Below are 14,175 nucleotides of genomic sequence, written 5' to 3'. Positions count from 1 at the left end.
TATGGACTTTATTCGCGGCATTGCCGTGCTTTGCCTAGTGTATATGAATGGCTATGCGTTTGGCTTAATGGATTATAGCTATATTCCTTTATCTACCCCGCCTTTTAGCGACACCCTTATCCATGCTGTGAGTACTTTTTTTGTTGATGGCCGATTTAGAACGCTGTTTAGCTTACTGTTTGGGGCAGGGCTTTATATTCAATGGCAAAAAGTTAAATCAATAGCACCTTTAAAAGCGCGATTGCATTGGCTCATCATTTTTGGTTTGGTACATGGTTTTTTACTTTGGGCTGGCGACATTTTATTTTTGTACGGTGTATCTGGCTGGTTTGTTCTAAAATATTTGCAAAGTAATAACCGACTGCTTGTAAAAAGGGCAGGGGAGTTTCTTTTAATTGGTTGTGTAGCCACGGGGTTGGTGCTCTTTAGTGCGCCAGATGAGGTCGTTTATCGTGATTCAGCACAGTATATCGATTTATATAGCCCGCATTACAGCGATTACTTTTTGAGTAATCTAGGTATGAATGTATTAATGCTGGTAGCTGTTCCTATCATGATCATGTGGCTGTGCGTAGGGCTAATGCTGATTGGCATATATTTATATAAAAATGAGGTTTTTAGTAAAGGTTTAACTAAGCCGCACCTTATTGTTTGTATAGCTGGTGCCTTTATTTTTTCAGGCATGAGGCTTTATGCGTCAAAGTTTACAGGAGGAGCAGGGTTCGCTATACAAGAGTTTATAAATACCTTTGCCGCATTGTTCATGACTGTATTTTATATTCATCTCATCGTGAAATTTTGTAATAACCGTGCTCATGTGGGTCGGCTTATTCAGCAAGCTGGGCGCTTAGCTTTTACCTTATATATATGCCAAACACTGATGCAGCTATTGCTTTATAAAGTGTTGTATCCGCAGTGGGTATTAAGTTTTAACCGAATAGACTATTGGATAGTCGCGACTGGCCTAGTTAGCGTGCAGCTATTGTTTACAGCTTTATATTGTCGCTATTATGAGCAAGGGCCACTGGAATATGTTTGGCGCAGGTTAACTCAAGCAAAAATTGCAAAAATTAATGCGTAAAGGTTTAAATTAGGGGCGAAAAATAATGGCGTGTGGTTTACACTAGTCGCCTTTAAAATTAGGACCATTAAGTGCCATGACCGAATTAAAACGTTTAAATAAATTTATTAGTGAAACAGGTTTTTGTTCACGCCGTGAAGCCGATAAATATATTGAGCAAGGTCGTGTAACGGTTAATGGTAATACGCCTGAAATGGGCGTAAAAGTGGCTGATACCGATACTGTTTTAGTAGATGGAAAACCGCTGCGCGAAAAACCAAAACGCGTGTACATTGCGTATAATAAGCCAGTGGGTATTACTTGTACCACCGAGAGTAAAATTCAAAGTAATATTGTTAAAGCCGTTAATTATCCCACCCGTATATTTCCTATCGGCCGTTTAGATAGACCTTCAGAAGGATTGATTTTTTTAACTAACGAAGGCGATATCGTTAATAAAATTTTGCGAGCGGGTAATAACCACGAAAAAGAATACGTGGTGACAGTTGATAAACCACTCAATCGCCAATTTGTGAGCAAAATGGCCAACGGTATTCCTATTTTAGATACCGTTACAAAAAAATGTAAAGTGACACAAACAGCTCCGCAAGAATTCAAAATAGTGCTTACGCAGGGGTTAAACCGCCAAATTCGTCGTATGTGTGAATACCTAGGTTATGAAGTTGTGACCCTTAAACGTACCCGCATTATGAATGTAACGTTAAAGGGCTTAAAAGTAGGCCAGTGGCGACATTTAACCGACGTAGAAATGGCGCAAATTAATGACTCCATTGCTGATTCGGGTAAAACGCAAGAGCACTCGGTTGATACCAATAAGCAAAATGCCAATAACAAAGGCGAGCCTAAAAAGCGTGATTTTCAGGGGGAAAACCCACGCGCCTTTAATAATGAACGAGGCACTCGCACTCAAAGAAGTAACACGCCCTTTCAAAAGCGCTCAACCACCTATGTAGGTAAAGGTGGAGCTAGTAAAAATACGCAAGGTGATAGCAAAAGCGCAAACAACAAAAAGCCAGCAAACGGTAAAGCGCGTTCATCTGGCACGTTAAGTTTAAAAAAATAGCGTGCGCACTTACCATTGTATTTGATGTACAACGTTACCGAGTGGGCTTTTAACGCCTACGATGTTTATTTTCTCATTTTTTAGCCGCTTTAATGCTGGTTTATCTAAATACCACCTAAAAGAGCGCTTTCTGTAAGTTTGTAAATCAAGCACAACCAGTTTTGCGCAGCTGTATTCGTAATCACTCGGACACGCCTCTACAGCCAGTAGCTGGTACTCTTGCTGCCAGCTATTGTCGCTATAATAATACGTCCATAACTTTACTGAAATACAAAAACTAGCCCACAGCCATAAATAAACTAAAACCGGTATAAACAAAATACCCAGCCAGCCCCTAAGCTTCCCATCGTGCTAGGGCCTGTTGACCTTTCAGGATTAAATTTGTTCAAACTAGGGGCGGTTTAATCGTGGCGCGAGGTTTGTAACCTAGTGGACTAAGTAAAAACTGAGCAACAAAGAGTAAATTGCCCCTAGGCAGAACCCTCCGGGCAGCGCATGTTTGGCATTTATTCCACGTTATCGCCTATTTATGGGGAATAACCACACTACATAGGCTCTGCCTTGCCTAAATGCCAAACACACTGCTGCAAATTTAACCTCGAAAGATAAACAGGCCCTACATAGTCTTTAAAATTTGATTTAAACGTTATGCATGCGTTGTACTTTTTATATCCGTACATACCTGCCGCAAAGCTAAGCACCACTGATAAAACAGGGAATAACTTATGTGTTAAAAAATCATAAGCGGTATTGGCAATAAAGGGGGGATCGAGATTTTCATCCCAAGCAATAAAAAATAGGGGTGGGAATAGTAAACTAGCGGTAATTATTATTCTAAAAAGTTGTTTTGCTGTCATTTGAGGGGTTACTTATAAAACACAACGCCAATATAAAGTAAATAAAGCCCTAAATAAATGGCTAATGCAGATACGCTGTTTTTAGAGCGCAGTCGTTTAATTAAATCGTAAGTACCGTCAAACATGCCTGTTATTACCAGTGTAATACCGCCCGTGAAACGGTAGTTGTTTAAATCTACATTGCCATTTTCGTCGGTTATAAAGCGAAAACAGCCAAAGAGAATACAAATACAACCTAGTTTATTATGTCCATCTTTAACTTCGGTTTAAATAATAAAAAACGCAGCTACTGTGAGGTAAGTTGCGTTTTAAACGTCCTGTAAGGCTTTTAAATTACTTTCTAGGCTCGTAGTCTATTCTAAATACAACAGTATAAAGCACAGGCACTACAATAAGCGTGAGTATGGTTGCAAAACCTAAACCAAACATAATAGTTACTGCCATTGACTGGAAGAACACGTCAAACAACAGCGGGATCATACCTAAAATGGTGGTAATAGCCGCCATGGCTACAGGGCGTACACGGCTAACGCCAGATTCAAACACAGCTTGATAAGGCGATTTACCATCGCGAAGCTCAAGATTTATTTGATCGACCAACACTATGCCGTTTTTAATCAGCATCCCGCTCAAACTTAGTAATCCAAGTAGTGCCATAAAGCTAAATGGCGCATTCATTATTAACATGCCCGCACTCACACCAATAATGGCAAGTGGCACTGTAGCCCAAATAACTAAAGGCTGTTTAAGTGAATTGAACAGCAGTACGGTTACCGCAAACATCGCTAAATAACCCAGTGGTAATGAACCAAATATAGCGGCTTGTGCATCCGATGACGACTCATACTCGCCGCCCCATTCTAATTTATAGCCACGCGGTAGCTCTATTGCTTCTACGGGTCCGCGCACGCGTGCAAATAACTTAGCGGCAGTTTCATCGCCTAATACGTTGTGATCGGCCATTACCGTTATTGTGCGCTTTCGGTCGCGGCGCATAATTAGGCTGTCTTCCCATTCAACCACAAATTCGTCAACCACTTGTGTTACTGGCACAAATACACCCAGTACTGGGCTGTATATTTGTAAATCGTGAACGCTTTCTACATTTAGGCGCTCATTTGCCGGTGAGCGAGCAATAATTGGCAGTAGTTGTGTACCATCGCGGTATACACCCACTTGCTTGCCTGAAAGGCTAGTAAGCAGTACATCATCAAGGTCTGACTTACTAATACCTAAGCGGCGCGCTTTTTGTTCGTTAAATTGTGGGCGAATCATTTTAGTACGTGCGCGCCAATCATCACGAATATTATAAGCGCCGTCGTCTTGTGCGATCACTTCTTCAGCCTGGGCGGCTAATCGTCTAAGTATTACCGGATCGGGGCCTGTAAAGCGTGCTTCAATTTTAGCATCGGTTGAGGGGCCAATTTCCATGGGCTTAATTTTAAGCTCAGCTGAAAGCGGTGTATTTTGCGAGTATTCACGCACTTTTTGCATTACTACAGCCACCGCCTCGCGGTTTTTTACTCTAATAATGAGCTGCCCGTATGACGAGTACGACTTTTGCGGTGCATAAGTAAGCATAAAGCGTGGAGCACCTTGGCCTGTAGTACTGGTTATTTCTTCAACTAGCTCTTCTTTTTGAAGGTAGTTTTCAAGCTTTTTAATTCCCTCTAGCGTTGCTCTTATGTCGGAGCCTTGTTGCTGCCAGTAATCTACATAAAACATAGGGGTGTTAGAGGCTGGGAAAAACGATTGTTTAACCGCACCAAAACCAACCACAGCCGAGCAAAGGAGCACGACCATAAGCACAAGCGTGGTTTTACGATAATGCATAGACACATCTAAAAGTGCTTTATAGCCGGTAAAAATAAAGCCTTGGTATGGGTCGTCATTTTCCTCTTCGCCCTCAGCATTTTTAGCTTTTTTAAATTCATCTTGTTTAAACATTAAATTTGCAAAAAATGGCGTAAGCGTAATGGCGGTGATCCAGCTTAGTAAAAGCGATATAAACAAGACCCAAAATAAGCTACCCGCAAATTCACCGGTCGCATCAGAGCTTAGGCCAATAGGGGCAAACGCAGTAATACCAATAACTGTAGCGCCTAGTAGCGGCCATTTAGTTTGTTCTACAATATTAACTGCAGCTTTTAACTTAGTTTGGCCACGCTTTAAATTTATTAATATGCCTTCGGTTACTACTATGGCGTTATCTACCAGCATACCAAGGGCAATAATAAGCGCACCCAGAGAAATACGTTGCAGGTCTATGGCGAACAACTTCATAAATATAAAGGTGCCTAAAACGGTGAGTAATAAAATACCGCCAATTAAAATACCACTTTTTAAGCCCATAAATATAAGCAGTACCACGATTACAATGGCAATCGCCTCTACTAGGCTGACAATAAAGCCATCTACCGATTTTTCTACTTCTTTAGGTTGGTTATACACCGATTCTACATGAATGCCATGTGGGCGCTGGTACTCAAGCTCTGCTAAGTGCTCGTCAATACGTTTACCTACATCTACTACGTTCACGCTATTCATAAACGAAACACCAATTAAAAGCGCTTGTTCTGAGTTGTAGCGAATAACATTGCTGGGTACTTCTGCGTATTCTCTAAATACTTTGGCTACATCACCTAAGTAAATAAGCTCGCTAGCACCGGGTTTTGATATAAGTAGGGTTTCGAGCTCTTTAACATCTTTAAATTCGCCGGTTGGGTGAAAGCGTATAGACTCATCGCCCACTCTAATTTTACCTGCGTTAGAGACTGTATTTTGCGATTGCAGTAAACCAAAAATATGGCTTGGGGCAATACCAAGCTGCGCTAATTTACGGGTAGACACTTCAACCATTACTTGAGGCTGTTGCTCACCAGCAATGGTCACTTTACTCACACCTTTAACCAGTACGAGTTCACGCTTTAAGTAATCGGTGTAATCTTTAAGTTCATCATAAGAGTAGCCATCGCCGGTTACCGCATACATAACGCCGTATACATCACCAAAGTCATCTAAAATGGTGCTTGGGTAAACGCCACTTGGGAGTGAAGGCGCTAAATCGTTAATTTTGCGGCGCATTTCATCCCAAATTTGGCGCAGCTGCTCTTTTCGGTAGGTGCTTTTCATTTCTACCGATATTTGCGACTTACCATTTGATGAAATAGAGGTCACATAATCTACGTAGGGGAGTTGCTGAATCGCATTTTCGATAGGAAAGGTGACTTCTTCCTCTACTTGTTGTGGCGATGCGCCCGGATACATAGTAATAACCATGGCGGTTTTAAGCGTAAACTCTGGGTCTTCTAGTTGGCCTAAATCAAAGTACGACACACTCCCGCCAATTAACAGCAGTAGTGCAAACATCCAGCTAATTACTTTTTTCTCTATGGAGAGTTGCGCAAAGCTCATAATTATAAGCCTCGCTCTTTATTCCATGGACGTACTTTCATGCCCTCATCTAATGAGTGTACGCCAGCGGAGACGACAATTTGGCCTTCTTTAATACCGCTTAGCACTTCAATGCCGTCGCGGTGTACTTGGCCCACTTTAACGGCTTGTTTATTAACAACGCCGGTTTCTGGGTTATATATCCACACATAGGCGTTATCCGACACGCTTTCTTTAGCTTCAGAAAAAACCGACTCTACCGGTAAAATAGTGTAAGCCACTTGCGAGCTGGTTACTTTTGATAAATCGATAAATACACGGCCCGTCATCCCTGCAAGTAGGTTAAAGTCTTTAGGTACTGGCAGCGAAAAAACAACTTTGTAGGTGAGCGTAGTAGGATCGGCCTGCGTATCCCACTCTTTTAAATCAAGGGTGTACTCTTTATTATCATAACCGTCAAACACAACGGTAGGGTGGTAGTCGCTGCCTTTTTTAATGCGCGCTATTATTTTTTCAGGAACTTGGATTTCTACATCCATTAAATCGCGGGTCTCTAGGCGTAAAATGTTTTGCTTGGCTTGAATGTTTTCAAAGTTTTTAACAAATACTTTGGCTACAGTCCCTGCAAATGGGGCGCGCAGCTCGCTGTATTCTAGGTTGGTTTCGGCAATTTTAAAGGCAGACTCTGCCACTTGCATATTGGCCAATGCTTCATCGTACTCTGATTGACTCGCGATTCTTTTTTCAAGTAATTGTTCAATGCGGCTAAGTTGTGATTTAGCAAGCTCATAACGGGCTTTTCTATCATCGTACTGTAACTGAAAGTCTTCTGGGTCAAGCTTTGCTAAAAGTTGTCCTTTTTCAACTTCTTCACCTGCTAATACCGGAAACTCTACCAGTTCACCATTGACTCTAAATGCTAAGTACGAGCCTTGGTTAGCAACCACTTCAGCAGGAAAACTGCGCACATTTGTTTGCGAATCATGTCCTATATTGAATAACTTTACAGGCCTAATGGGCTCTTCTTTTACTTGCTTTTCTGGCTCTGAACAGGCCATTAAGGTAAGTAAAGTCGTAGTAAGTATACATAGACGAAAGAGTTTCATGTCTTCTCCGTGGCAATGATGGGCAAAATAATTAAGTGCAGGATACGCCGCAACCATATAAAATAAAATTCATTAAATTTTAGAAACATAATAAGTTTTATTTATGATCATGTTGAGCGCAGTATGAAGCTGAATCAATTACAAATTTTAGATGCCATTGTACAAAGTGCAAGTTTAAGTGGCGCGGCGCTTAAATTACATAAAACTCAACCTGCGCTTACATTAGCAATTAAAAACCTAGAGGCAAAAATTGGCTTTGAACTACTTGATAGAAGTAAGTACCGATTACAGTTAACTGAAAAAGGGCGTGTTTTTCATCGTGAAGCACAACAATTATTGCATGCAAATGATGAGCTAGCACAGCTTGCTAAAGAGCTTGCACTGGGTAACGAGCCACAATATCGAATTTGTTATGAGCAAATTTGTCAAAAAGACAGTTATAACGAGATCATAAGTAATACTTTTAGACTATTTAAGCGTACAGAGTTTAATTTAACCAGTGGCAAACGCTTTGTCTCTTTAGAGCAAGTAAATAGTGGGCAAGTGGAGTTAGGCATCGGCCCCTGGTTTGACTTATTTCATGCAACAGGGCACTTAGAAAGCCTACCAATTGGTAAATTAAACATTGGAATTATTGCATCTACTAAAGCGTTTCCTAAGTACATGACCTTTAATGAGCTACAAAATTACCCGTGTTTGGCCATGTTTGAAAGTGACTTAAGCATAGACAGCGACAAGCTTTCTTACTCAAAAGGCTCTGCCTTAATGAAGATTGACGATGTAACCAATTTAAAGTCGTTTTTGCTTGCTGGTGCCGGCTGGGCAATGATGAACATAGACTATTGCGCCCCTGAAATAGAAGCTGGGCTGTTGCAGCAAATACAGATAAACGACAGAGAAGATGAGTTTGGTATAGAAGTACGTGCATTTAGGCGAGATGCAATACACCATGGCCCTGTTGCGCGATCTATTTGGGAGCAATTTAAAGTACTCAGTGAGGCGTACGTTAATGACCGCTGATATTGATAAAGAAACCCTCATTTACACCATTATTGCAAATATACCTGTAGGTTTTGTAGCAAGTTACGGGCAAGTAGCAACGCTTGCCGGTTATCCGCAAAATTCACGCTTAGTAGGGCGCCTTTTAAAGCAAATGCCAGATGATTCTGTTATACCGTGGCACAGAGTAGTAAATAGCCAAGGTAAAATATCATTTCCTGCAGGCAGTGATAAATACCAAGAGCAGCGCCAAAAGCTATTATTAGAAGGGGTTAGCTTTAAAAACGACAAAGTAAATATGCGCGAGTGTAGATGGCAGTAATGAACGTATTATCGTAAAAGAGCTTTTAAAGGCTGCTTTATTACAAGTATGCGGCTTACTTTTTTGTTTTAAGCTATCGTAAATCTACAACAAATAGGGTTATTCAGCTTCTAGTTTTACTTTTACCACAACCTCCTTATCTAGCTTTGTGAATGAAAAACTTACAATGATAAGCGATATATTTTCTATTTTTTCACAATAAAAATATATACGGCAAAGTAAAAAACACCTCTACACCTACCTATAGCTAAAATGGCATTAAATCAATTAAGCGTCGAGATTTGGCATAGCACTTGAACTACTTATTAGTTGTAAATAGATATTGAGCATACCAAATGCTCGCTCAAGGGCGCGTTTAAAATGGTATCTCATTTGCAAAAAGGTAAAAGCGTAAAAACGTAAGTAATCCTCAAGCCATCTTAAAAGTGACTGATAAATTATTTGAAAAGTATGTTTTTTCACATCGCTAGTGATGAATAATCCAGGTGATGAAGTGTAAATATTTAGTTTTAAGCATGAGGGTTATTAAAACCAAATATTAAGGACTAACAAACTATGACTGACCCAACTTTATTGATTTTGATGTATTTTGTGATCCCTGTTTGGCTTGCTGCTGGTATTGCTGATTGGTTTTGTCATCGACGTAGTAATATTTCTACAACCAGCGGTGCTAAAGAGTCATTTATTCATTTATTAATGTTTGCCGAAGTGGGCATTCCGTTAATCCTCGTTTTAATTTTTGAAGTTAATAGTTTGATTATTGCCATTTGTATTGTGTTGTTTTTTCTGCATGAGCTTACAGCAATGTGGGATGTAACTTATGCAGTAAGTAAGAGAAGGGTAGGGCCGGTAGAGCAACATATACACAGTTTTTTAGAAATGATACCCCTGTTAGCTTTGGTATTAATTATTGCGCGCCATTGGGAGCAATTTACCGCTTTATTTACTCCAGGCGGCTTTCCTCCTGACTTTACGCTACAATTAAAAGCCTCTCCTTTACCAATAACTTACTTGGCAACGGTACTATTTATAGCACTTGCGCTAGAATTTACGCCTTATTTAGAAGAGTTCATTCGCGGTATACGTGCTAAAAAAGATAACACTTAATCTGCTTGGGTTATTTAAGCAGTTAATTTATGCGTGTCTAAATAGGCACGCTCTTGCTCACACTGAGCTAAATAGTGCTGTATGAGCACAGGTTTTAGTACCAAGCTAAGGTGCTGTTTAAGGTATTGTTAACCAGAGCCTCACCAATACTTAGTGGGGCTTATTTAGGTATAATTGAAAAAAGGCTAGGTAATAATAGCGGCGTAAATACGCCGCTATTATTTTATCAAATCAATAAGCTAAGATTAACTAATATAAGAGAACCAGCATGATTAAGGTAGATGCTGCCCACCTGTCACGCCCATTATTTCAGCGGTAATGTAACTTGACTCTTGCGATGCTAAGTAGACATAGGTGGGTGCTAGTTCAGCAGGCTGACCTGGTCTGCCTAATGGTACGTTATCACCAAATTCAGGCAATTTTTTAGCCGGTTGGCCGCCACTTTGTTGAAGCGGGGTCCAAATTGGCCCTGGAGCAACCCCATTAACCCTAATGCCTTTATCAATCACCATTTTTGCTAAGCTTTTAGTAAAGCTTGTAATTGCGCCTTTAGTCGATGCGTAATCAAGAAGCCCAGCAGAGGGTTGATAGCATTGGATAGAGGTTGTATTAATAATACTAGCGCCCGGTGGCATATGTTTTACCGCCGCCTTTGTTATCCAAAACATAGCAAATACATTTGTTGCATATGTTTGGCAAAATTGCTCGGTAGATAAATCGTCTAACTCGGCAACAAACTGTTGTTTACCTGCATTATTCACTAATATGTCGATTGAGCCTAAGTTTTCAACGCTTTGCGCCACAAGGTCGTTACAAAAACTCTCATCAGAGATATCGCCTGCAATTCCCCAAGCTTTGCTACCGCTGGCTTTTAATATATCGAGTGTTTCTTTCGCATCGGCTTCTTCGCTGGCTAAGTAATTAATAACCACATCGGCACCTTCTCTGGCAAATGCAATGGCAACCGCTCTGCCAATGCCCGAGTCGCCCCCGGTGATCAACGCCTTGCGACCCTTTAATCTGTCGCTACCTACATAGGTATCTTCGCCGTGATCTGCTTTAGGTTTTAAAATTTCATCTAGGCCTGGGTCTGGTTGTTCACTGTCTTTTTCGGTCCGTCCCATTTGATATTGGCTTCTAGGGTCTTGCATCGTAAATTGGTTAGTTGGCATATCAACGTCTCCTTTAACGTAAAGTTTAAGTTGGATTAACTGCATGTAATCGCAAAGAGCCTAATGGTAGATAACGCATCAATGCGTGTTATCTATGTCTTTGCTTGGCGGGAATAGACGTAAAAGTGAGTGTGGTTGTAAAATATTGAGTATAAGTAGCAACTTACTAATCTAGCACTTGTCTCAATTGTAGAGTCAGCTTGTAATGCGCCCACTTTGTATCTCCTTTAACGTATTTGCTTGGCCAAGGTTTTACTGACCATGTATATTGAAGGAGCAATAGATATGCCATAGCGTTACATTCAAAATATGATGCTATGTCACTTATTTTAATGCATTTATTTTAAACTAGGAAAAGAGTAAGTGAATAAAATGGGTAAAAAATGGATAAGAGTACCGAAAATGTTACACGCTGTTTATCGAGCTAGTTAACTAGGCGAGCAAGGTAAAGTGATAGGCTTATAGTCAAAGCCGTAAATAACAGCGTCTTAAATTAAGGCGGTGATATCGCTTAAGCTACAACGCGCTTTTATCGCGTTTTTATATAGAAGGGTAGCCAAATTATTGCGGTTTATGTGCGTGGCAGTAAATTACTAATTACATGTATTAATACACGTAATTAGTAATTGAAATGTAGTGGCACACACACCCAGCTATTACAAAGAGGTGCCAAATTGCGTGGCTAAATTGAGTGCTTTTAGCGCTATAAAATAATGTACCTAAGCTATAAAAAATGCCACCGGCCAGTAACCAGTACAGTGCTTTTACATCAATATTTAAATAAAGTGGGTATACAATCGCAAGGGCAAACCAGCCCATAAGTAAGTAGGTAGCCAGCGAGACTTTTTTATTACCATTTTTAACCAGCACTTTATAAGCAACGCCACCAAGCGCGACTGCCCAAATAAAACTCAGTGTCCCCCAAGACCACCATCCATTAAGAGATAGCAACAAAAATGGAGTGTACGTACCTGCTATTAATACGTAAATAGCGCAGTGATCGCACTTTTTATAAAAAGCGCGTAATTTTGGCTGTACACTGGCGTGATAAAGTGTGGATGATAAAAACAATACAAATAAACTAGCCCCATATACAGCGGTACTAATATAAGCTTTTACGCTGGTGGCTTGTTTAAATAAATCCCACATTACAAACACAGCAAAAAATATTCCCAGTGCATGGCTTAATACATTGAGTTTTTCTTCTTTGCGAGAATAGGGTGCCTCTATAGTCATACTAGTCCTACCACTTATTAATTAAACTTGAGTGTACAGGTGTACGCTCAATGTTTCAATGTCAGCATTGTTACTATAAATTAGTTACCGTACTTTTATTGATTTTAAAGGGAATTAATCGGGTATAGTGTGGTCGTATAGTCTCAATTAATTAAGGCACGTTTATCATGAAAAAAGAGCTCAAAGCCGTTTTACTTACTGCCATTGTGTATCCTGGGGCAGGGCACTTTTCGCTTAAAAAGCATTTAATAGGCTGTATTTTTGCAGGTGTATTCACGCTACTTTTGTTTATGACATTAGGTGATATTTTGGCTATAGCGCAATGTAGCGCAAATGAAATTTTAGCAGGTAAAATTCCGATGACGGCTTCAGGCATTTTACAAGCCGCCCGTAATCCATCAGGTGAATGTGCACAGCTAGGGGAATATAAATATCTTCCTTTAATGGTGGTCATTTGGTTACTAAGTATGGTTGATGCTTATCGGTTAGGTAAAAAAGTTAAATTTGATACACAAAATAAAAAGTAATGGTAGTCGTTGTTTTAAACTGCAAATAGTGAACTAAAAATATTTACTAATAGTTAGTCAAAAAATTAAAAAGGTTAGTTAAATTAACCAAGCCTGAATGCTGCGTTGCTGTATGGTTTTTAATATAGTCTTTATATATCAATGATTTAATTTTTATTTTTCTGTTGGCACAACCCTTGATTATGTTATTGCGTCTAAACAATATACACAACAAGGAATACCATTATGAAACATTCAATTAAAATCGCTATGGCAAGTTTATTAGTATTAGGTTCTTCGCAAGTACATGCGAGTGAAGTGGACCTAGATGTAACTGATATTATAACGCAAAACGTAACAAGCTATATTAATCAAGCAACGGCAGAGCTTGAGCAATCAATTTCGCAGAGCCTTAGTTTTGATGCCCAGGCAGTACTTGAGCAATTTGTAAATCAAGCGCAAGAACAAGCTGACGTTACCACGCAGTCTACGATGCCGGTAACTACGCAAGTTATAGCTAAATAAGTGTAAAAGGATAAGACGATGAGTAACGAATTAGGATTATTTGCACTTATGTTGGCGCCTGTTGTAAGCATGATTAGTGTTTACTATATGGTACAAGTAATAAAAAGTATGGGAAGTTGGATCAACTTTTAATTTATAGGTAAATAATTCGATTTGAGTAAGCTGATCGACTTAGTAAAAGCGCACGTAAATAAAGGCAGTGTAATTTAAAGAAGTAGACTTTATGAAACGTGCGATTTTCCCATTACCAATATTTGTGTTACCAGAAGGCTATACGCGTTTGCGTATATTTGAGCCTAGGTATTTAAACATGGTAAAAACCGCACTACAAAATAATGTCGGTTTTGTACTGTGCACCTACCAGCACGACACGCCATTTAATATTAGCGCTCAGGGCTGTTTGGTCGATATTATCGACTTTGATCAAGACCCTAGCAATATGCTACTCATTGATGTGTACGCTGCTAAAAGCGTGCAAATAAATGACGTATACCAAGATGAAAGTGAATTGCGCCATGGTTTATTAAGCGATTGCAATACGCCGTATTGGTACAATGACTCACACAGTGAAATTTCGGCTGATAATCAACGCTTGTCTGATTCTTTGCAGGACATATTTTTAAACAATAAAGAGCTTTCTAGTTTATATAGGCAAACCAAGTTTGATAATTTAGCCTGGGTAGCTGCGCGCTGGCTTGAACTATTACCTATATCTATTGATAAAAAACAGCAACTTGCGTTCGAAAGTAACTTTGCTAACTTACTAAACTTCCTCCATACTGTGATCAACAATGAATTTGCCTAAAAT

13 protein-coding genes are annotated in these 14,175 nt (G+C 39.8%); 8 read left to right on the top strand and 5 right to left on the bottom strand.

The genetic code is table 11. The features are described from left to right. The first annotated feature begins 1 nt into the window (after position 1). Positions 2-1,081: a DUF418 domain-containing protein gene (locus tag PSH41_RS06050; protein WP_273588607.1), complete on the top strand. Its 1,080-nt coding sequence runs from the start codon at positions 2-4 to the stop codon at positions 1,079-1,081. 76 nt (positions 1,082-1,157) lie between these two features. Beyond that, positions 1,158-2,144, top strand: a complete 987-nt coding sequence (gene rluF / locus PSH41_RS06045; RefSeq protein WP_029774482.1) for a 23S rRNA pseudouridine(2604) synthase RluF — start codon at positions 1,158-1,160, stop codon at positions 2,142-2,144. Between the two features lie 9 nt (positions 2,145-2,153). Here the strand turns inward: rluF and PSH41_RS06040 are convergent, their stop codons facing one another. From PSH41_RS06040 to PSH41_RS06030, 3 genes are all read right to left on the bottom strand, one after another. Continuing rightward, complete coding sequence (locus PSH41_RS06040; protein WP_174694625.1) at positions 2,154-2,462, bottom strand: hypothetical protein; 309 nt, start codon at positions 2,460-2,462, stop codon at positions 2,154-2,156. Positions 2,463-3,334: 872 nt separating this feature from the next. Continuing rightward, positions 3,335-6,415 (bottom strand): efflux RND transporter permease subunit, encoded by a 3,081-nt coding sequence (locus tag PSH41_RS06035; protein ID WP_064387226.1) that lies wholly within the window; start codon positions 6,413-6,415, stop codon positions 3,335-3,337. Between the two features lie 2 nt (positions 6,416-6,417). Next, on the bottom strand, positions 6,418-7,500 hold the full coding sequence (locus PSH41_RS06030; protein WP_024031767.1) for an efflux RND transporter periplasmic adaptor subunit: 1,083 nt from the start codon (positions 7,498-7,500) through the stop codon (positions 6,418-6,420). A 123-nt stretch (positions 7,501-7,623) separates the two neighbouring features. Between PSH41_RS06030 and PSH41_RS06025 the strand changes: the two genes are divergently transcribed. The 3 genes from PSH41_RS06025 to PSH41_RS06015 all read left to right on the top strand — a co-directional run bounded on the left by PSH41_RS06025 (position 7,624) and on the right by PSH41_RS06015 (position 9,928). Beyond that, entirely contained in the window at positions 7,624-8,520 is an 897-nt protein-coding gene (locus tag PSH41_RS06025; protein WP_054981916.1) for a LysR family transcriptional regulator, read from the top strand. Then, positions 8,510-8,821, top strand: coding sequence for an MGMT family protein (locus PSH41_RS06020; RefSeq protein ID WP_248450236.1), 312 nt, complete (start codon positions 8,510-8,512; stop codon positions 8,819-8,821). Before PSH41_RS06025 ends, PSH41_RS06020 begins: the two co-directional genes overlap by 11 nt. A gap of 555 nt (positions 8,822-9,376) precedes the next feature. Beyond that, a complete protein-coding gene (locus tag PSH41_RS06015; RefSeq protein ID WP_264389886.1) occupies positions 9,377-9,928 on the top strand; it encodes a diguanylate cyclase in 552 nt (183 codons plus the stop codon). A 272-nt stretch (positions 9,929-10,200) separates the two neighbouring features. On the opposite strand, the gene PSH41_RS06010 is transcribed toward PSH41_RS06015, so the two are convergent. Both PSH41_RS06010 and trhA read right to left on the bottom strand, forming a co-directional pair. Further along, a complete protein-coding gene (locus PSH41_RS06010) occupies positions 10,201-11,100 on the bottom strand; it encodes an SDR family oxidoreductase (protein ID WP_273588486.1) in 900 nt (299 codons plus the stop codon). A 606-nt stretch (positions 11,101-11,706) separates the two neighbouring features. Continuing rightward, the gene (gene trhA / locus PSH41_RS06005) at positions 11,707-12,336 is read right to left on the bottom strand and encodes a PAQR family membrane homeostasis protein TrhA (RefSeq protein ID WP_004586420.1); all 630 of its coding nucleotides are present in this window, start codon (positions 12,334-12,336) and stop codon (positions 11,707-11,709) included. Positions 12,337-12,503: 167 nt separating this feature from the next. Here trhA and PSH41_RS06000 point away from each other — a divergent pair, with 167 nt between their 5' ends. The 3 genes from PSH41_RS06000 (at position 12,504) to PSH41_RS05990 (ending at position 14,172) form a co-directional block, all read left to right on the top strand. Further along, complete coding sequence (locus PSH41_RS06000; protein ID WP_273588487.1) at positions 12,504-12,863, top strand: hypothetical protein; 360 nt, start codon at positions 12,504-12,506, stop codon at positions 12,861-12,863. A gap of 225 nt (positions 12,864-13,088) precedes the next feature. Beyond that, positions 13,089-13,367 (top strand): hypothetical protein, encoded by a 279-nt coding sequence (locus tag PSH41_RS05995; protein ID WP_273588488.1) that lies wholly within the window; start codon positions 13,089-13,091, stop codon positions 13,365-13,367. A gap of 223 nt (positions 13,368-13,590) precedes the next feature. Then, a complete protein-coding gene (locus tag PSH41_RS05990; RefSeq protein ID WP_004586417.1) occupies positions 13,591-14,172 on the top strand; it encodes an LON peptidase substrate-binding domain-containing protein in 582 nt (193 codons plus the stop codon). Positions 14,173-14,175 lie beyond the last annotated feature (3 nt).

Source organism: Pseudoalteromonas sp. CST2 (assembly GCF_028599385.1).
Classification (GTDB): Bacteria; Pseudomonadota; Gammaproteobacteria; order Enterobacterales; family Alteromonadaceae; genus Pseudoalteromonas; species Pseudoalteromonas atlantica.
The sequence above is the reverse complement of the archived record's forward strand: the minus strand, read 5'-3'. Positions and strand labels throughout refer to the sequence as shown.

What these genes read in the sequence shown, in the direction of transcription:
- PSH41_RS05990 (WP_004586417.1), top strand. Translation starts at nt 13,591, where the DNA reads ATGAAACGTGCGATTTTCCCATTACCAATATTTGTGTTACCAGAAGGC.
- PSH41_RS06030 (WP_024031767.1), bottom strand. Translation starts at nt 7,500, where the DNA reads ATGAAACTCTTTCGTCTATGTATACTTACTACGACTTTACTTACCTTA.
- PSH41_RS06050 (WP_273588607.1), top strand. Translation starts at nt 2, where the DNA reads ATGGACTTTATTCGCGGCATTGCCGTGCTTTGCCTAGTGTATATGAAT.
- PSH41_RS05995 (WP_273588488.1), top strand. Translation starts at nt 13,089, where the DNA reads ATGAAACATTCAATTAAAATCGCTATGGCAAGTTTATTAGTATTAGGT.
- PSH41_RS06035 (WP_064387226.1), bottom strand. Translation starts at nt 6,415, where the DNA reads ATGAGCTTTGCGCAACTCTCCATAGAGAAAAAAGTAATTAGCTGGATG.
- PSH41_RS06015 (WP_264389886.1), top strand. Translation starts at nt 9,377, where the DNA reads ATGACTGACCCAACTTTATTGATTTTGATGTATTTTGTGATCCCTGTT.
- PSH41_RS06010 (WP_273588486.1), bottom strand. Translation starts at nt 11,100, where the DNA reads ATGCCAACTAACCAATTTACGATGCAAGACCCTAGAAGCCAATATCAA.
- PSH41_RS06025 (WP_054981916.1), top strand. Translation starts at nt 7,624, where the DNA reads ATGAAGCTGAATCAATTACAAATTTTAGATGCCATTGTACAAAGTGCA.
- PSH41_RS06020 (WP_248450236.1), top strand. Translation starts at nt 8,510, where the DNA reads ATGACCGCTGATATTGATAAAGAAACCCTCATTTACACCATTATTGCA.
- PSH41_RS06000 (WP_273588487.1), top strand. Translation starts at nt 12,504, where the DNA reads ATGAAAAAAGAGCTCAAAGCCGTTTTACTTACTGCCATTGTGTATCCT.
- trhA (WP_004586420.1), bottom strand. Translation starts at nt 12,336, where the DNA reads ATGACTATAGAGGCACCCTATTCTCGCAAAGAAGAAAAACTCAATGTA.
- rluF (WP_029774482.1), top strand. Translation starts at nt 1,158, where the DNA reads ATGACCGAATTAAAACGTTTAAATAAATTTATTAGTGAAACAGGTTTT.